The organism is Clostridium lapidicellarium (assembly GCF_041224415.1).
Taxonomy (GTDB): domain Bacteria; phylum Bacillota; class Clostridia; order Clostridiales; family Clostridiaceae; genus Clostridium_B; species Clostridium_B lapidicellarium.
This window is the reverse complement of the sequence record NZ_JBGFFE010000027.1, coordinates 1-17916: the sequence shown is the minus strand read 5'-3', so window position 1 is coordinate 17916 and position 17916 is coordinate 1. Positions and strand designations below refer to the sequence as shown.

Annotated in this window: 16 protein-coding genes and 1 pseudogene; 13 read left to right on the top strand and 4 right to left on the bottom strand. The window is 37.2% G+C overall.

Annotated features, from left to right (window positions below):
• Window positions 1-124: 124 nt before the first annotated feature.
• Window positions 125-685, top strand: coding sequence for a TetR/AcrR family transcriptional regulator (locus tag AB8S09_RS13885; protein WP_294183838.1), 561 nt, complete (start codon window positions 125-127; stop codon window positions 683-685).
• A 56-nt stretch (window positions 686-741) separates the two neighbouring features.
• Window positions 742-2106, top strand: a complete 1365-nt coding sequence (gene fumC / locus AB8S09_RS13880) for a class II fumarate hydratase (protein ID WP_294183836.1) — start codon at window positions 742-744, stop codon at window positions 2104-2106.
• Window positions 2107-2160: 54 nt separating this feature from the next.
• On the opposite strand, the gene AB8S09_RS13875 is transcribed toward fumC, so the two are convergent.
• Window positions 2161-3036 (bottom strand): LysR family transcriptional regulator, encoded by an 876-nt coding sequence (locus tag AB8S09_RS13875; protein ID WP_294183835.1) that lies wholly within the window; start codon window positions 3034-3036, stop codon window positions 2161-2163.
• A gap of 204 nt (window positions 3037-3240) precedes the next feature.
• On the opposite strand from AB8S09_RS13875, the gene AB8S09_RS13870 reads away from it, so the two are divergent.
• The 3 genes from AB8S09_RS13870 (at window position 3241) to AB8S09_RS13860 (ending at window position 5678) form a co-directional block, all read left to right on the top strand.
• Window positions 3241-4482 carry an APC family permease gene (locus AB8S09_RS13870; protein ID WP_294183833.1) on the top strand — a complete coding sequence of 414 codons (1242 nt, stop codon included), beginning with the start codon at window positions 3241-3243 and terminating at the stop codon, window positions 4480-4482.
• A 163-nt stretch (window positions 4483-4645) separates the two neighbouring features.
• Entirely contained in the window at window positions 4646-4984 is a 339-nt protein-coding gene (locus AB8S09_RS13865) for a PadR family transcriptional regulator (protein ID WP_294183831.1), read from the top strand.
• On the top strand, window positions 4977-5678 hold the full coding sequence (locus AB8S09_RS13860; RefSeq protein WP_294183830.1) for a DUF1129 domain-containing protein: 702 nt from the start codon (window positions 4977-4979) through the stop codon (window positions 5676-5678). Before AB8S09_RS13865 ends, AB8S09_RS13860 begins: the two co-directional genes overlap by 8 nt.
• A 64-nt stretch (window positions 5679-5742) precedes the next feature.
• On the opposite strand, the gene AB8S09_RS13855 is transcribed toward AB8S09_RS13860, so the two are convergent.
• Together AB8S09_RS13855 and AB8S09_RS13850 are read right to left on the bottom strand one after the other, a co-directional pair.
• Entirely contained in the window at window positions 5743-6117 is a 375-nt protein-coding gene (locus AB8S09_RS13855; protein ID WP_294183829.1) for a hypothetical protein, read from the bottom strand.
• 147 nt (window positions 6118-6264) lie between these two features.
• Window positions 6265-6510: pseudogene (locus tag AB8S09_RS13850) on the bottom strand (carboxymuconolactone decarboxylase family protein); the annotation flags it as partial.
• Between the two features lie 59 nt (window positions 6511-6569).
• Between AB8S09_RS13850 and AB8S09_RS13845 the strand changes: the two are divergent.
• The 8 genes from AB8S09_RS13845 to AB8S09_RS13810 all read left to right on the top strand — a co-directional run bounded on the left by AB8S09_RS13845 (window position 6570) and on the right by AB8S09_RS13810 (window position 16853).
• Window positions 6570-7271, top strand: a complete 702-nt coding sequence (locus AB8S09_RS13845) for a DUF1287 domain-containing protein (RefSeq protein WP_294183828.1) — start codon at window positions 6570-6572, stop codon at window positions 7269-7271.
• A 224-nt stretch (window positions 7272-7495) separates the two neighbouring features.
• Complete coding sequence (gene hcp, locus AB8S09_RS13840; RefSeq protein ID WP_294183827.1) at window positions 7496-9142, top strand: hydroxylamine reductase; 1647 nt, start codon at window positions 7496-7498, stop codon at window positions 9140-9142.
• Window positions 9143-9255: 113 nt separating this feature from the next.
• Window positions 9256-10218, top strand: a complete 963-nt coding sequence (locus tag AB8S09_RS13835; protein ID WP_294183824.1) for a C-terminal binding protein — start codon at window positions 9256-9258, stop codon at window positions 10216-10218.
• A 63-nt stretch (window positions 10219-10281) separates the two neighbouring features.
• On the top strand, window positions 10282-12285 hold the full coding sequence (locus AB8S09_RS13830) for an oxidoreductase (RefSeq protein WP_294183822.1): 2004 nt from the start codon (window positions 10282-10284) through the stop codon (window positions 12283-12285).
• Window positions 12286-12378: 93 nt separating this feature from the next.
• A complete protein-coding gene (locus tag AB8S09_RS13825; protein WP_294183820.1) occupies window positions 12379-12567 on the top strand; it encodes a hypothetical protein in 189 nt (62 codons plus the stop codon).
• A 19-nt stretch (window positions 12568-12586) separates the two neighbouring features.
• Window positions 12587-13735: a restriction endonuclease subunit S gene (locus AB8S09_RS13820; RefSeq protein WP_294183819.1), complete on the top strand. Its 1149-nt coding sequence runs from the start codon at window positions 12587-12589 to the stop codon at window positions 13733-13735.
• A 30-nt stretch (window positions 13736-13765) separates the two neighbouring features.
• A complete protein-coding gene (locus tag AB8S09_RS13815) occupies window positions 13766-16315 on the top strand; it encodes a phosphate acetyl/acyltransferase (RefSeq protein WP_294183910.1) in 2550 nt (849 codons plus the stop codon).
• Between the two features lie 142 nt (window positions 16316-16457).
• Window positions 16458-16853: a pyridoxamine 5'-phosphate oxidase family protein gene (locus AB8S09_RS13810; protein ID WP_294183817.1), complete on the top strand. Its 396-nt coding sequence runs from the start codon at window positions 16458-16460 to the stop codon at window positions 16851-16853.
• A gap of 81 nt (window positions 16854-16934) precedes the next feature.
• Here AB8S09_RS13810 and AB8S09_RS13805 read toward each other — a convergent pair whose 3' ends face one another.
• The gene (locus tag AB8S09_RS13805) at window positions 16935-17816 is read right to left on the bottom strand and encodes a LysR family transcriptional regulator (RefSeq protein ID WP_294183816.1); all 882 of its coding nucleotides are present in this window, start codon (window positions 17814-17816) and stop codon (window positions 16935-16937) included.
• Between the last annotated feature and the right edge of the window lie 100 nt (window positions 17817-17916).

Genomic DNA, 17916 nt, shown 5'->3' with positions numbered 1-17916 from the left:
TCGGCCATCAACTAGAGTATATTGTTATTTTAGGGGACAAACAATTGTTAAAATGATATAATATGTTCGTAATCGAATAAAATATATAAAAATGTATTAAATTGTACAAGAGGTGTGAAATTGATTGGCGGAAGATGTGCGTATTTTTAAAACAAAGCGGACTATTGAGGCAGCTTTTATCAAATTGCTGCAAAAAAAAGATTTTGACAGCATTACAATTAAAAATATATGTGAGACTTCATTGACAAGTCGTTCTACTTTTTACAGTCACTATGTGGATAAGTATGATCTTCTGGAAGGAATTGTAAGATATTATGCCGGCATTGTGGGAAAGAAAGCAGAAATGCGTTTTTTACAGGCTGAAAGCAGCGGCGTGGGGAAAATCATAGGTGACGTTTCCCAAATATTTTCACATCATAAGGAGGAGATAAAAACATTGCTGAAAGTTCACGTTCCAAGGGGAGATCTAAGAGAGGAAATTGAAAAGATCCTTTTTTCACAATGCCGTTTATATTTGCAAGAACATAAAAAGATTACGGATGTTTCATTAGATCTATTGGCAAATCTTTATGTGGCAAATGTTTTTGTCATCATGACATGGACACTGGAAAAGGGTATAGATGAAAAAGCTATCAGATTTGCAGATAAAATGCAGCATTATTTTTTCGTGGAGCTGTCTTTATAAAGCCGGGAATATTCAATGGATTTTATATTTAATGGAGAATAAAGGGAGGCATTTTTATGGATTATAGAGTAGAAAAGGACACGATGGGGGAAGTGAAAGTTCCCTCTGATAAATTATGGGGTGCCCAGACGCAGAGAAGTTTTGAGAATTTTAAAATCGGTACTGAAAAGATGCCGATAGAAGTGATTAGGGCGTTCAGCATTTTAAAAAAAGGAGCGGCAAAGGCAAACAACAGGCTGGGCAAGCTTGACGATGAAAAGACGAAGGTAATTCGACAGGTATGTGATGAAATTTATGAAGGTAAGCTGGATGACAATTTTCCACTGGTAGTCTGGCAGACAGGCAGTGGAACACAGAGCAACATGAATGTGAATGAAGTCATTGCCAACAGGGCAAATCAGATATTGGGCAAAAAAGTAATTCACCCAAACGATGACGTAAATATGTCCCAAAGCTCGAATGATACTTTCCCGACGGCAATGCACATAGCTGCCGTAATGCAAATAGAAAACAAATTACTGCCTGCTATAGATACATTGAGAGGAACCATGGAACATCTTGAAATAGAGAACAGGGGAATTATCAAGACAGGGAGGACTCATTTGCAGGACGCCGTTCCCATAGCGTTTTCTCAGGAGATAAGCGGCTGGAAACAGATGCTCGTCAAGGGAGAAAAAAATATAAAACAGTCCATAGAGGGTTTGAGAGAATTGGCGCTGGGAGGAACAGCGGTAGGAACGGGTCTCAATGCACATCCTGATTTCGGCAAAATTGTAGCGGAGGAAATTAGCAGCTGTCTTGGTACAAGATTTGTCACTGCCGAAAATAAATTCCATGCTTTAACCAGCAGGGATGACCTGGTCTATGCCCACGGCGCAATAAAAGCTCTTGCAGCAGATTTGATGAAGATTGCCAATGACGTTAGATGGTATGCCAGCGGCCCTAGATGTGGTCTTGGCGAGATAACTATTCCTGAAAATGAACCTGGAAGCTCCATAATGCCCGGCAAAGTAAATCCAACCCAGTGCGAAGCTGTCACCATGGTGGCCTGCCAGGTGATGGCCAATGATACTGCAATTTCTTTTGGAGCTTCACAGGGAAATTTCCAGTTGAATGTATTTATGCCGGTGTGTATATATAATTTTTTACAATCTGTCAGATTGGTTTCAGATGCGGTTGTTTCATTCAATAATAATTGTGCAGTGGGGATAAAAGCTAATGTGGATAAAATGAAGGAAAATCTGGATAAGTCCCTGATGCTTGTAACTGGACTTAATCCATACATCGGTTACGATAAATCCGCAGAGATTGCAAAACTTGCCCATAAAAAGGGAATCCGTTTGAAGGATGCAGCTGTAGAACTTGGGTATTTAACAGAAAAACAATTTGACGATATTATAAAACCTGAGAATATGGTTTAAATGTCTGTCGGGAGTTATATGGCCTTTTAAAATAGGTATATATCTCCCCATATCTTAACTCTTGGCTTCCGATATGAAAGCCTTCATTGCAGCTGTTACACACTTGTTCTTGTGATATAGTATTTGTGTAGCCATATTGAATTTACATCCGTCCAAATCAAATCCAACAAGCTGTCCGCTTTCTAGTTCTTTCTCTACGGTCATAACGGGAAGCAGGGTTATTCCAAGATTACTCATAGTAAAACTTTTAATTGCCTCAATACTTCCGACTTCCAAAGCTATATTGGGCTTCAGACCTGATTTTTGAAACATTTTCTCAAAAATATTTCTATAGCTGCAGCCCTTTTCCGTTACAATCAAAGGCTCATCTTTGATATCCTCAATTGTGATTTGATTTTTGCCAGCAAGCCCGTTTACTGGAGAGGACAAAAATATCATGGGTTCATTGTAGGATACACAGCATATCAAATCCGGATCAACAGTTGGTTTATCCAGAATAAATGCCAAATCAACTATATTGTTTTTGAGCATGCTTCTTAAATCCGAACAAACTCCAACTTTGATTATAATTTCTACTTCAGGATATTTCATATGATAATTTTTAAGCATTTCCGGAAGCCTCATGGTACACAGGGACTCCACAATTCCTATTCTTAAAATCCCATGGGGAAAATCTATGCCGCCTACTGCTTCCCTGGCTTCCTCTGTAAGACTTATTATATTTTCTGCATATTTGAGAAGTATTTTGCCTTTTGAAGTGAGATGTATTTTCCTTCCGATCTTTTCAAACAATTTTATGCCGAGCTCCTCTTCTAAAAGTTTAATCTGGGTTGTAATAGTGGATTGGGCATATCCCAATTCTTCTGCTGCCTTGGTAAAACTTTTCAAATGGGCAATTTCCGAAAATGTTATCAGATTTCTAAACTCCATAATATCCCTCCAATTACTTCAAAAAAACTGAATTGTATTTTCAAATAATTCAATTTTATTAATAGTTAATCTTATGCTAATATAAATCTATTGGAAATTCAATAAATTTTTTGATTAAATTTTTGAAAAATTACAGCTGGCTGCAATCAAATCAAAAAAAGATAGGGGGTGAAGTTTAGTGAAGTTTTTCACTAAATGTAAAATATGAGTAAAAATATTGGAACAATAACACTTTCCGGCCTCATAGCAGGCTCAGTACTGGGATCGGGAATAATACTGCTGCCGCCAATTGCCTACAATCTGGTTGGAAGATGGGCAATAGCTGCCTGGATTATTATAATGCTGCTTGGCATTGTATTTGCCTATGTTTTTATATTCTTAAGTCTGAAAAGCCCTGGAAATGAAGGTGTTGCAATTGCAGTTGGGAATGCCTTTGGGAATTTTTTTCGAGAACTGACTTCGAATTTTCTCACAGCGGCAGTTTGCTTTGGCCCTACAGCAGTTTTGATTACAGCTGCGGAATTTTTAAAAAACTTCAGCCTGCTTTCAAATATAAAAGTGGAGATAATCGCATTTGGGATGGAAATCATATGTGCCCTGATTCTTATGTATGGTGTAAAAGCTCTGGGGAAAGTCACCTTAATCTTAACAGGATTTACAGCTGCGCTGCTATTCTGCGGAAGTATATATACACTGATTTTTGCTTCAAATGTACATGTACCTCAAACATCCTTTTCCATTTCCAAATTTGGATATACTCTTTTACTTTTATTTTGGGCAATCATAGGATGGGAAATTGTAGGCAACTATATTGAAGATATAAAAAATCCTAAAAAAACACTTGTTGAAGCAATGACTGTAAGTTTAATAGTTATTATCAGCTTATATATTATTGTTGCATTTTCCATACAAAATGTGTCCGCCGATAATCACGATATACTGGCAATCATGACTCCACTGTTTGGTTCATTTTCTTTGCCTGTAATCACTGCTGCTGCATCGGGACTGTGCATGTGTACCTATCTTATGGTAGTCGGGGGAGTTTCAAGGATGAATGCACAGCGCGGGACAAAGAATAAGCTGCCTGTCTATCTGTCATATATGAACAGATATGGAAGCCCAGCCAATGCTGTCATAACACTTGTATGTATACATTTTGTAATTTTATTCCTGTCTGCTGCAAACTTCATAAGTCTGGATAAAATTATAACCTGTGCCAATGTGTTTTTCCTGTCCAATGCAATAATTGGATTAGCTGCTGGATTTAAGCTGCTGCACAGTATCAGACTGAAAATTGCAATTTCAATACTCATCATATCATTTGTGTCATTATTGTTTAAAGCAGCTTTGTGGAGCCTTTTACTTTTGATTTCGGTAATACTTTTATCTGTATATAATAATAGGAGAGTTAAAAATAGGGAGGAGATTACCGCACATGATGTGTAGCTGAAATAAATAGTGCCTATGTGCCTGGATAAGGTGGACTTAAGAATTACGTGATTATAATATTTATTTTTTATCTATTATGCTTTACATAATAGATAAATTATTATATAATGATATCAACACTAATATGCATTACATAATAGATGAGGTGAGGAGGGATAATTTGAAGCAAACTCAGCTTTTGAAAGGCGTACTTGAAGGATGTGTGCTTTTGATTGTTTTAGAAAATGAGGTATACGGATACGAGATGATTCAGCTGTTAAAAAAACACGGCTTTAATGAAATAGTTGCTGGTACCGTATATCCACTGCTTCAAAAGTTAGAAAAGCAAGGTTATCTTTCCAGTATAATGAAATCTTCACCGGAAGGTCCGAACAGAAAATATTATTGTATAACCCCAGAAGGAAAGGCTCACTGCAGGGATTTTATTGAACAGTGGAAGGATTTGGTGTACAAGGTTGATAATCTTATATGCCTGAAAGGAGAGAAACTGTGTGAATAAACAAAATGATTCTGTGGAAAAATCTATTAAAACAAATAATCAATTGCGCAAAAAATTGACGGATGAAAATAGGGAGTATTATGAACAGCTGCTGGTATACATCCGCAGTGCCGGATTATTCTATGACGATTATGAGATAGAAAACTTATTACTGCAGATTTTACAAGATATAATTTCTGCCCAGGAGGATGGACAATCTGCTGAAGGATTCTTTGGAAAAAGTCCACAGCTGGCGGCGGATGAATTAATTCACAATCTTGGCAAATCCAGTAGAAAAGAAATATTGAAATTGGTAGGCTTGGTTTTTGGCATCAGCTCTTTTTTTGAACTGCTGAGTGCATTGACTTCTTCGGATAGGGGAATAAACCTTCTCGTATTGATTAAACTACTTGTTCCTCACACTCTTCTGACCATACATTTGTCAAATACATTTGCCATTTTGGTAATAGCTATAATGCTTATTGGAAGCCTTATTCTAGTATTTATCCGTAGTAAGAAGGATGGACGGATGTGGTGGCCTTTTCTACCATTCATATGGATTTTAGGCCTTATTGGAATTGCTTCAAGGCTGCCTATGACGGAAAGCTGGATGTCAAGCAGTGATGGTAAAATTACAGCAGCAGTGTTAACTGGGTTTGGGTTTATTCTTTTCTGGGGATTGACTTATCTCTATCTTAGAGAAAAGAAAGAATAAATAGGGAGATTTATTTATGGCTTTGAGAATCTAAAAATTGGCAAAGATAAAAAGAAAGAGTCCTTTATATGGACTCTTTTAATAACTGTATGTCATAATTGTTTCTGGCCGTGACCTTTTTTATCTCCTTATTTTCATCTTTTAATTTATTGGTATCATTTTTTATATCTTTCACATCGCCAGATACCGTCTTTAATGCCGATTTAATCAATGTATTGTCATCTTTCATATTGTTCTCCAGCCTTTGAAAATGGCGGTCGATCTGCTCCCGTTGAGCCTGCTGTCCCTCTATTACTGTATTAAGTTTTTTATTCATGTTTTCAAGTAGTATGGAATGTTTATTTTGCCCTACTTTTAGGCTCTGTATATTGTCATTTACTGGTTTTAATTCGGTTTGTATCAATTCTTTTAATACCTCAATATCCTTTTTATCTAACATTTTAAATCAGTCCTTCAACTTTGATATTTTAATTATAACCGAATATCCATATTCCTTCAACTACTGTTTATATTTTCCAATACAGTAATCCGTCAAGTAAGAAATTGTCGTAAAATTGCCGGAGAATTAGAAAAATGCTAAAGCAGATGCTCCGTTAACGTGGACTTTCAATTGTTTTTCACATCCGCCTAGTGCTGCAAGTATGGATAGAGTGATCAGCTCTCTCTGTTTTAAATTCAGCGATGGCCTGGTATAAATGTCGCCAAAGGCAAATTCAATAATGTATTTTCCTAGATCTGGGGCAATATTTTTAAGTGATTCTACTACTTCTGTACCTCCCTCCCCATCAACTTCACTTAGTTTATTTACCCCTAATTCATAACGACTTTTTATGATTGCATTGCCTCCTTATATTTGATAACATTAAATTATTATGAGCAAGAGGTTGATAAATGAGGAAAAAATTTTTTATAGTGTTTTTATGCTTGATTTGTTTGACGGCTGCGGGATTTGAACTTTTTGTACATAAAAATGTGTTTTACGGTGTAGATACACCAAAAATACAGGAGAAGGATACGATTGATGAAAAGTTGAAAAAAGCAATATCGTTTGATAATTCGGATAAAGACGGAGATGGCATAAAGGATCAGGAGGATATACTTCTCGGAGCGAGAAAAGAAGCGTATAAAAGGGTGAAATATAAATCAGCTTATTATACAGGCGGATATCCCCCTGAGAGCGAAGGGGTGTGTACTGACCTTGTGTGGAGGGCATTTAGGGATGCAGGATACAATCTCAAGGATATGGTGGATGAAGATATAAGAGATAATCCCGGTAATTATGCAGGGGTTCACGGAAAAATTGATCCGAATATAGATTTTAGAAGGGTGTCCGTTCTCTATATTTATTTTAAGAACCACGCAGCCAGTATTACTACCCAGCTGAAGCCAAATGATTTTGAAAATCTGAAACAATGGCAGCCAGGGGATATCCTGACTTTTGACAATAGTGAACACATAGCTGTGGTTTCCGACAAGAGGAGAGCAGATGGTGTTCCATATATAATACACAGTTCACCACCCTATGCCAGAGAAAGTGATGAAATCATGTACTGGATGCCAAAAATAACAGGACATTTTAGATTTCCTAAGTGACGAAAAATTATTTTCAGGATATAAAAAAATTGAAGCTTCTGTAACTTATGTTACGGAAGCTTTTTAGAATTCCTGTTAATGTAGACTTATAAAGTGATTCTCAGGTTTAGATAAAGCCTGTTCGGTTTAAACTAAGCCTTGGAGGAAACAATCCAGAGGGTGCAGCTGTGTTTATCATTTTTTAACGGCGGCATCCCGGATAAAAAAACAGGGAGGAAATAATCATGGAAAACAAAATGTTTTGTTATCAGTGTCAGGAAACAGCAGGATGCAAAGGCTGTACTCGAGTTGGAGTCTGTGGGAAAAGGCCTGAGGTAGCTGCCATGCAGGATTTACTTATATATGTGACAAAGGGAATATCTGCAGTTGCTACGAAACTTCGTGCCGAGGGAAAGAAAGTGGGCAGTGAAGTAAATCATCTTGTTACGTTTAATTTGTTTACAACAATAACGAATGCAAATTTTGATAAAAGTGCTATAACTTCGAGGGTTGTTGAAACATTAAAAAAGAAAAGAGAGCTTCTGGAACAGCTGGACAATAAGGATAATCTCCCTGAAGCTGCATTGTGGGGCAGCTCGGATGAAAGTGAATTTGCGGCAAAAGCAGCTGGAGACAAAGTAGGAGTTCTTTCCACTAAAGATGAAGATATAAGAAGCTTGCGTGAACTTATTACCTACGGTTTAAAAGGGATTTCGGCCTACACCAAACATGCAAATGTACTTTTGAAAGACAATGACGAAGTTGATGAGTTTATACAAAAAGCACTGGCGAAAACTCTGGATGACTCTTTGACTGTAAATGATCTGGTGGGATTGACGCTTGAAACCGGGAAATATGGTGTAAATTGCATGAAACTTTTGGACGAGGCAAATACATCTGCCTATGGAAATCCTGAAATTACAAAAGTGAATATAGGAGTTAGAAATAATCCCGGAATACTTATTTCAGGTCACGATCTCAGGGATCTGGAGATGCTTTTAAAGCAGACCAGGGGAACTGGAGTAGATGTGTACACTCATTCTGAAATGCTTCCTGCCCATTATTATCCTGTATTTAAGAAATATTCCAATTTTGCAGGAAACTATGGAAATGCATGGTGGAAGCAGAGAGAGGAATTTGAAAGCTTTAATGGTCCTATTCTCATGACGAGTAACTGTGTTGTACCACCAAAAGACAGTTATAAGAACAGGCTATATACCACTGGCGCCACAGGATTTCCGGGCTGTAAACATATCCCTGGGGAAATAGGGGAGGAAAAAGATTTCTCCGAGATCATAGAACAGGCCAAAAAATGTACACCTCCTGTTGAACTGGAAAAAGGTGAGATCGTAGGTGGATTTGCGCATAACCAGGTTTTTGCCCTGGCCGATAAAATTGTAGATGCAGTTAAGTCAGGTGCCATAAAGAAGTTTGTGGTTATGGCAGGATGTGACGGAAGGGCAAGGACGAGAAGTTATTATACTGATTTTGCAAAAGCACTTCCGAAAGATGCAGTTATTCTTACAGCAGGCTGTGCAAAATACAGGTACAACAAGCTTGATCTTGGAAATATCGGCGGTATTCCCCGTGTACTTGATGCTGGACAATGTAACGATTCCTATTCTCTGGCGGTAATTGCACTAAAACTGAAAGAGATTTTCAGGCTTGATGATATCAACAAGCTTCCAATTGTATACAATATTGCATGGTATGAACAGAAGGCTGTAATAGTACTTTTGGCACTTCTGTACCTTGGAATAAAGAACATTCACCTTGGACCTACACTTCCTGCATTCCTCTCTCCGAATGTAGCCAAAGTACTGGTTGAGAACTTCGGAATTGCAGGTATAGGATCGGTGGAAGACGACATAGATCTTTTCTTTCAAAAATAAAAATTGAAAAGTCACGGAGAATAATCAATTCTCTGTGATTTTTTTATTTTTTTGATATAAAATTGATATAAATGAATTAAAATTATATGCTTTTTTAAGGGGATGTTTTAAAAATGAAAACAATAGTGATAAGCGACTGCGATCACGACAGTGTTGATATTGAAAAGAGAATTCTGAATCAGAAAGATATCAATTTCAGACTGGAACAATGTGCAAGTGAGGATGATGTAATTGAAAAATGCCGGGATGCGGATGTTATTATAAATCAATATGTTCCAATTACCAGAAAAGTAATGGAAAATATTCCAAAACTGAAAATGGTTATACGCTATGGAGTTGGTGTAGACAATGTAGATGTGGATTCTGCGACGGACTTGGGAATTCAAATTTGCAACGTCCCCGATTATGGAACGAACGAGGTGGCGGATCATGCTCTGGCTCTAATGTTGGCTCTCACGAGAAAAATTGTAATCATGAACAATTATACGAAAAATGTAAAATGGGATTATGTCAGAGCAATTCCTGTAAGGAGAATATCTTCTTTAACTGTAGGGGTAATCGGGCTTGGAAGGATAGGTTTGAATTTTGCCGGAAAAGCAAAGGCGCTGGGATGCAGGATCATAGGATATGATCCATTTTATAAAAAAACAAAACAAAATGAATTTGTCACTCAAGTGACAATGGATGAAATTCTAGAAAATTCAGATGTGATTTCCATTCATTGTCCTCTTGAAAACAATGAAAATTTGATTAACAGGAAATCATTCAAAAAGATGAAAAACACTTCATTTATAATAAATGCAGCCCGGGGTGGAATTATAAATGAAGAAGATTTAAAGGAAGCTATTGAGAATAAAGAGATTGCCGGAGCCGCACTGGATTGCTTGGAAAATGAAGGAAGAGAAGCTAACAGGGATCTGCTCAAATATGAAAATGTAATTGTAACGCCGCACATGGCATGGTATTCAGAGGAGGCATCTCATGATCTTGAGAGAAAGGTGGCAGAGGAATCCCTGAAATTTGTCAGAGGGGAAAAAATAAGTTATCCTGTAAATCATTTAAAAAAGGTATTATAAAAGCTGTCAATTTGGAATAATTAGGTTTATAATTGAAGAAATAAATCAAATGGAGGTAATTATATGAGTAAAAAGTCTTTATTTGAGCCTATGAAAATAGGCAGCGTGGAAATTAAAAATAAGATATCTATGGCACCTATGGGAGCCTTTGGACTTGTAGACAATGAGGGATGTTACAATCAGAGGGCCGCTGATTATTATGTAGAGAGAGCTAAAGGCGGAACAGGGCTTATTATAACAAGTATTACAAAAGTTGAAAACGAATTAGATAAGGTGGTACCTGGCATAATTCCGATCATATCTATAAATCCAGCGCGATTTATAATGACTTCATCTGAAATGACAGAAAGGGTACATGCTTATGGATCAAAGATATTTCTCCAGCTGACTATGGGTTTCGGAAGAAGCGGGGCTCCGGGAACACTTCTTGCAGCACAGCCTGTTTCTGCTTCAAATATTCCCAATTACTGGGACCCGTCTGTTACCTGCAGGGAACTTACCACTTCAGAAGTGGAATGGATAGTGACAAAGTTTATTGAGGGTGCTGAAATTGCAAAACATGCCGGTTTTGACGGAGTCGAAATACATGCTGTCCATGAGGGTTATCTGCTGGATCAATTTACTCTTTCCATATTCAACAGAAGGACTGACAAATATGGAGGAGATCTTAGGGGGAGGCTTGAGCTGCCTATAGAAATAGTTCAGGGTATAAAATCGAAATTGGGGAATGATTTTCCTGTAGGACTGAGGTATAGTGTAAAGAGCTGTATAAAGGACTGGCGGCAGGGAGGTCTTCCGGAGGAAGATTTTAAAGAAAAAGGTCGTGACCTGGAAGAGGGAATCGAAGCTGCAAAGATATTGGAAAAGGCAGGATATGATGAATTGAATACAGATGTTGGAACATATGATGCCTGGTATTGGTCTCATCCGCCGCTTTATCAGAAGGATGGGCTTTATCTTCCCTATACGAAAAAACTTAAGAAAGCTGTAAAGGTTCCCGTTATAGTTGCAGGAAAACTGGGTATGCCTGAAATAGCCGAAAAGGCTCTGGAAGAGGGTGCAGCTGATATGGTCGGACTTGGAAGACCGCTTCTTGCGGATCCCTATTGGCCGAGGAAAGTTCTTGGAAATTGTCCTGAGAGGATTCGTCCCTGTATTGGATGTCATACAGGATGTCTGGGGAGGGGATTTGAAGGGAAGCCTCTTAGCTGTGCTGTAAATCCGGCGGCAGGGAGAGAAAGATATTATAATATACAACCTGCCCCCGTACCCAAGAAAATACTTGTTGCAGGAGGTGGAATTGCAGGTATGGAAGCGGCGAGGACCGCGACCTTAAGAGGGCATAATGTTGTTATTTATGAAAGTACTGACAAGCTTGGTGGTGTTGTCATACCCGGCTCTTCACCGGATTTCAAAGTTGATGACAGGAGACTTCTCAACTGGTACAGAAACGAGATGAAAGAGCTCAATATCAAGATAGTATTTAATACTAAAGTTACGGAAGATATTGTGGAAAAAGAAAAACCGGATGCAGTCATTGTTGCCGTAGGTGCAAAGGAAATCAAGCTCAAATTACCTGGAATAGAGAAGGAAAAAGTACTTTCTGCAGTGGACGTTTTAAATGGTCGCAAAAAAACCGGAGACAGTGTTTTAATGGTGGGAGGGGGACTTGTTGGATGTGAAACCGCCCTATATCTTGCAAAATCAGGGAAGAAGGTCACCATTGTAGAAGCTAAAGATGATATATTGAGTGCAGGAAAGCCAATTCCCCACATGAATAGAATTATGCTTGTAGATCTTCTAAAATTTTATGGTATAAAGGTTGTTACATGCAATTCACTTCTTGAAGTTACGGATAAAGGTGCAGTATTGATTGACAGGGAGTTCAAAAAACAAAGTGTAACTGCCGACAGCATTGTAATCTGTGTAGGGTTTAAATCCAACAGGAAATTATATAATAAATTACATGGTAAAATAGCGAAATTGTATTTAATAGGAGATGCTTTTAAAGCTTCAAATATAATGGACGCTGTGTGGAGTGCCAATGAAATTGGACTTAACTGTTGATTTCGAATTTAACTGAAGATATGCATAACATCAGGACAAGCATCCGGCATTTAGGATGCTTGTTTTAATAGGTCAATAAGGGGATGATTGTATATGTCAACATATAGGAGTAGTGTTATAGGAATAAAAGGATTGTGTGAAAATACACTGAAAAATTTAGAAAACGAGATTAAATATACTCTTGAAGTCACTCTAAAGGATAGAGTAATAATTGACATAAAATATGCCCAGGCACAAAATGAATATACGGCGCTGATTATTTATGATAAGGGGATAAGCTGATAGAATGGGGTAATGCAGTGTGAAATTTGTAAAATTAAAGGAGATATGTTCTGCAGCGCAGGGAGTACAGATACCCAAAAGTAAACAGATTGACAGTGATGCCGATGGATATATCAGGTATTTATATATTGCTGATTTTAAGGATAATGGCAAGAGAAAATATGTAAAGGACATATACCGCCAGAAGGTGGTAAACGCCGGCGATTTGATTATGGCCAATACTGGAACTCCAGGAGTTGTGTTTAGGGGAAGACACGGAGTGCTTAGCAATAATCTCTTTAAGATAAACTTTGATCAAAGTCTGCTAAACAGAGACTACCTATTTTATTATTTATCGTCAATTAAATTTCAAAATATAATTGGAAATCAGATGAAATGCGGGGTTCAGAAGCATCTCGGGCATAAAATTTTGGGAGAGCAGTTGATACCGGTTCTGGATCTGGACTCTCAGTTCAAGATTGTAAAAATATTGGATAAAATTCGAGATCTTATAAATAAGAGAAAAGTTCAAATGAAAATTCTGGAAGATCTGATAAAAAGTATTTTTTATAATATGTTCGGAGATCTGCGGTTAAATAAATATGGGTGGGAAGAGAAGGAGCTGAAAGATGTTTGTGATAAGATTACGGATGGTACTCATGACACTCCCCGTAAGGGAGAAAATGGGGTCAAATTCATTACAGGCAGGAATATAAAACCTTTCAAGCTGGATCTGTCGGATTTGAAATTTATCTCTGAAGCGGATCATCGGAAAATATACAGGAGATGTGATCCGGAATATGGAGATATATTGTATACCAACATAGGATCTGGTGTGGGGAATGCCGTTTTTAATCCACTGCATGAGGAATTCAGCATGAAAAATGTGGCTTTGCTGAAATTAGATAAGAATAGGGTGAACCCCATATTTATGGAGTATGAATTAAACTATTTAAAAAATTGTATTTTGTATAAGTATTGTGCAGGTGAAGCCCAGGCTTTTTTGAATCTTGAAGTCATCGGCAGCCTGAAATTGCCTATTCCACCTGTAAAATTTCAAGATAAGTTTGCAGCGTCAGTACAGTATATAAGAAATCAGAGGGAAAAGCTGCAGAAAAGTTTGAAAAAATTGCAGGAATGTTTTGACTCACTGACACAAAAAGTATTTAATGGAGAATTGTTTGATTGAAATGGAGAAAAGGTGGCTGAAATGAAAATGGTGAAAATAAAAGATTTTAACATTGTCGTATCTGGCGATATATGTGTAAATTTATTATTCTGGAAAATTAACAATGAGTATATCAGCGACTTGAACTGGCAGCAGTATCCGCATCTATACAGCAGGCTGAGTGAAGGCGAAGCCTTGCTTTTAGCCAAATTTGTATCTCTATCAACGGGAGCTAACGTTATTTCTCCTGAAATAAGCTGTGATAGGGAGCATCTACCGGAGGGGCTTTTAAGTTCTACTATTGAACTGGGGCTTTTTCCTACAACATCCAAGTATAAAGATAAAAGCAGAGTTTATAGGGTAAAAGAATTTTTGGGATTTACAGAAATACCTTTTGGTGCTCCAGGGCTGTTTCCCGTTGCAGATGACGATGAAAATGCGGATTTGGTTATATTGGATGATGAAAACAATGGTTTTAATAATAATGATGAATTTTGGCCTTCGGCTTTAAAAAATTTAAATAGACATCCTGCAATCATATATAAAATGGATAACCCTTCTAGCTCAAGCAAACTTTGGAAATACTTAGAAAAATTTCATATGAAAAATACTATAGTGGTTATAAATGGAGATGATTTGCGCTCCAAAGAGGTTAATATAAGTAAAAATCTTTCCTGGGAAAGGACGGCACTGGACTTTGTCTGGCAGATAAAAAATAATCCAAGTATTGCTTTCCTGTCAAGATGCAGCCGTCTTATCATACCATTGGGTCTGGAAGGTGCCATATACTATAGAAATGATGGAAATGCCAAAGCTAAATCCAGACTATATTTTTTGACATACGCTTTTGAGGGAGATTTGATAAAGGGAATTCAGGGTAAAATGTATGGACTTACTTCCTGCTTTGTTGCTGGATTGGCAAAGTCCCTGGTTTTGGGAAAATACAAGGATGATCCCATCGATAAGTCCATTGATGACGGTATACGTGAAGGAATTGTGGCCGTACAGAAATATTTCAGGTATGGGTTTGGCAGGAATATTGTGGAAAGTGTTTTTCCAAGTCCTTTAATTTTCAGTGAAGGGAAAAATGACTTCATATACAAGGAGTATATACAGGATGTTGAAATACCTAATTCGAATAATACTGAATGTCAGTCGTGTTGGTATATTATCAAGGATAAGAGCTCTACCAATTTAGCCGAAATAGCTTATGATATTGTTAAAAATGGAGAGGAAAGTGCCCTTAAATATATACCCATAGCACAGTTCGGAAAATTGAAGACTGTGGACAGAGACGAATTTGAGGCCTACAAGAGCATCAAAAATCTCATGTCAGAATATGTCCTTTCCAAGAACAGCATACGGCCTCTTTCAATTGCAGTATTCGGAACACCCGGTTCCGGAAAATCTTTTGGAGTAACGGAGGTTGCCTCTTGCGTGGCTCCGAATCTGATTGAGAAATTGGATTTTAATTTGTCTCAATTTCGAACATTGTCTGATCTGATTATAAGTTTTCACAAGATAAGGGACATCTCTTTGATAGGTAAAATTCCATTGGTATTCTTTGATGAATTCGATTCAACTTTTGAAAAGAAATTGGGATGGCTTAAGTATTTTCTGGCTCCCATGCAGGACGGTGTGTTCAGGGAGGATAATTCCGTCCATCCCATAGGGAAAGCTATTTTTGTATTTGCAGGGGGAACCAGCAGCACATTTGAAGAATTTTGCGGAGGAGATATTTCAGATGAAACTGAGTATGGGAAATTTCTTAAAGAATTTCAAAATGCGAAAGGCCCTGACTTTATAAGCAGGTTAAGAGGTTATGTAAATATTTTAGGCCTTAATCAAACGGACGATCAGTGGGATCAATTGTTCATCATCCGGAGGGCGATGCTTCTCAGATCTCTTTTGGAACGTAAAGCACCTCATCTTATAAATGAAAGAGGTGAAGCTCAAATAGACAATGGTGTGCTGAGAGCACTTTTGAAAATCAGCAGATATAAACATGAATCGAGATCCATGGAAGCAATATTGGAAATGAGCAGGTTGACTGATGCAAAAAAGTGGGAGCAGTCCTATCTACCGCCTAAAGATCAGCTGAGGTTACATGTTGACGAGGATGAATTCACCCACCATTTGATGAGAGACGAATTTTTTAACGAGAAAGTCGAACAGCTTTCAGAGGCTTTCAACTATAGATACAAGTTGATTTTTGAAGGCAGTGATAAAATGAACTTGACCCCCGACGGGTGTTGGAACAGTCTCAGCGAAGATAAAAGGGAATTTGTAAGAAATAATGTAAGGAATATTCCCGATATGCTCTATAAAGTTTATTATGATCTGATTTCCGTATCTGAAGGTAAAAAAATTGAAGCCATTGAATTTACGGAAAAGGAATTGGGCATTTTGGCAGAGGCTGAATATGAACGCTGGCTTAAGAAAAAAATTGGGAATGGCTCATGGACCGACTTGTTAGATAATAGCAAAATCAAGGTGATGGATTATATTAAATGCTGGCCGAAGATACTGGCAGATGCCAATTTTAAAATAGAAAGGCTGAAGTTTGCATGTTATTGTGAATCTCATCTTAAATTTGTGTAGTTAAATGCTTGAAAGGAATTTACAGAAATATTTTATATTTTCTTATAATTCACGTTGACATGGATTTGTACTCAATTTATAATGAAGGTATGTAATATAATAGAACAATAAAGGCAGATTACTTAAGGGAGGTAAAGGGAAAATGAATGAAATTCTTAAATTTTTAAAAGACAGTTCTATTTTTTATCTTGCTACTGTAGATGGTTCTGAACCAAAGGTAAGACCTTTTGGATTCGTGATGAAATATAAGAACAAGCTATGTTTTTCTACAAGCAATAAGAAAAATGTATACAAACAATTGAAGGCCAGCCCTAAATTTGAGATATGTGGTGTATGTGGAACTGATAAATGGATCCGCTTGAAGGGAAAGGCAAGCTTTATCACAACTGAGGATTCAAAGCGTGCGGCATTGGAGGAAATGCCTGCTCTTAAAAAACTCTACAGTGTTGATGATCCTACTTTTGAAATTTTCTGTGCAGAAGAAGCTGAAGCAACATTTTATAACATGAAGGGTGAATCGAGGACTGTAAAATTATAACCTTTCGTGATTTTTTAAAAGTAAGGGAATTTGAAAATATAAATGCCTGGGGTTTATTGTTCCAGGCATTTATATTAAATATCAATTTTTTTTACTTGAATCAAGTATTATATCTATGATTTTCTTTTCCTGCGGGACCATACGGTGATCTTTTTTAAATGCCAGAGATATATAAAAATGTATGGGGTTTCTGAGAGACAGCGTCTTTATGGCATCTGTGTCTTTGACGGCCTTGTGCACCATTAATCCTACTCCCAGACCTGAGGCTATTAGAGATTTTGCAGTCTGAATTTCATCAGTGTTGTAAAAATAACTTGTGGATATGTTATTTTTGCGGCATAATTCTTTTAAAACATAATTGTGTACATAGTTTTCACCTAAAGAAATAAATCTTTCTCCTGAAAGCTCTTTGAAATCCAAAGTGTCTTTTTTAGCTAAAGTATGGTTTTTGTTTACACAAATGGCAAATTCATCTGTTGTCAGAATATGAGATTTAATTGTTTCCTCTTTTATGGGAGTTATAGATCCTATGAAAGATATATCCACTTCGCCTTTTAGCAATAATTCCTTCATTTTTACGGATCCTGTTTCCACTAGGGTAATACACTTGTCTAGGCCGTTTTTAGCCAGATCTTTTAAAATCAGTGGAAAGTAATATGCACCTATTATGGGAGGAACCCCCAGCTTTATCTTGTCACCGTTTATACGGGCTATTTCCGATTTGGTTTTTTTTATTTCCAGAAGTATATTTTTTATATGGTTTTCCAAAACCTCTCCGGATTTTGTAAGCAGTATTTCATTCCTGGAATGATCTCTTATTATGAGTTTTGTATCTAATTCTTTTTCAAGTCTGTGAAGTGCCATGGTTATAGAAGGTTGTGATATATAGAATTGTCTTGAAGTTTTAGTGAAACTTTTAGTCGTGCAGAGAGAATTGAAATATTCCAGATCTCTAATATTCATAATTATAACACCCAACTTTACTTGAAATTATTAAATTTTTGGAACCGAACCGCCTCTTTCCCTTTTGCCGGAGCTGATTTTAAAGTAAGAACCGGCAATT

What these genes read in the sequence shown, in the direction of transcription:
- AB8S09_RS13835 (WP_294183824.1), top strand. Translation starts at nt 9,256, where the DNA reads ATGAAAACAATAGTGATAAGCGACTGCGATCACGACAGTGTTGATATT.
- AB8S09_RS13875 (WP_294183835.1), bottom strand. Translation starts at nt 3,036, where the DNA reads ATGGAGTTTAGAAATCTGATAACATTTTCGGAAATTGCCCATTTGAAA.
- fumC (WP_294183836.1), top strand. Translation starts at nt 742, where the DNA reads ATGGATTATAGAGTAGAAAAGGACACGATGGGGGAAGTGAAAGTTCCC.
- AB8S09_RS13870 (WP_294183833.1), top strand. Translation starts at nt 3,241, where the DNA reads ATGAGTAAAAATATTGGAACAATAACACTTTCCGGCCTCATAGCAGGC.
- AB8S09_RS13810 (WP_294183817.1), top strand. Translation starts at nt 16,458, where the DNA reads ATGAATGAAATTCTTAAATTTTTAAAAGACAGTTCTATTTTTTATCTT.
- AB8S09_RS13830 (WP_294183822.1), top strand. Translation starts at nt 10,282, where the DNA reads ATGAGTAAAAAGTCTTTATTTGAGCCTATGAAAATAGGCAGCGTGGAA.
- AB8S09_RS13845 (WP_294183828.1), top strand. Translation starts at nt 6,570, where the DNA reads ATGAGGAAAAAATTTTTTATAGTGTTTTTATGCTTGATTTGTTTGACG.
- hcp (WP_294183827.1), top strand. Translation starts at nt 7,496, where the DNA reads ATGGAAAACAAAATGTTTTGTTATCAGTGTCAGGAAACAGCAGGATGC.
- AB8S09_RS13825 (WP_294183820.1), top strand. Translation starts at nt 12,379, where the DNA reads ATGTCAACATATAGGAGTAGTGTTATAGGAATAAAAGGATTGTGTGAA.
- AB8S09_RS13855 (WP_294183829.1), bottom strand. Translation starts at nt 6,117, where the DNA reads ATGTTAGATAAAAAGGATATTGAGGTATTAAAAGAATTGATACAAACC.
- AB8S09_RS13805 (WP_294183816.1), bottom strand. Translation starts at nt 17,816, where the DNA reads ATGAATATTAGAGATCTGGAATATTTCAATTCTCTCTGCACGACTAAA.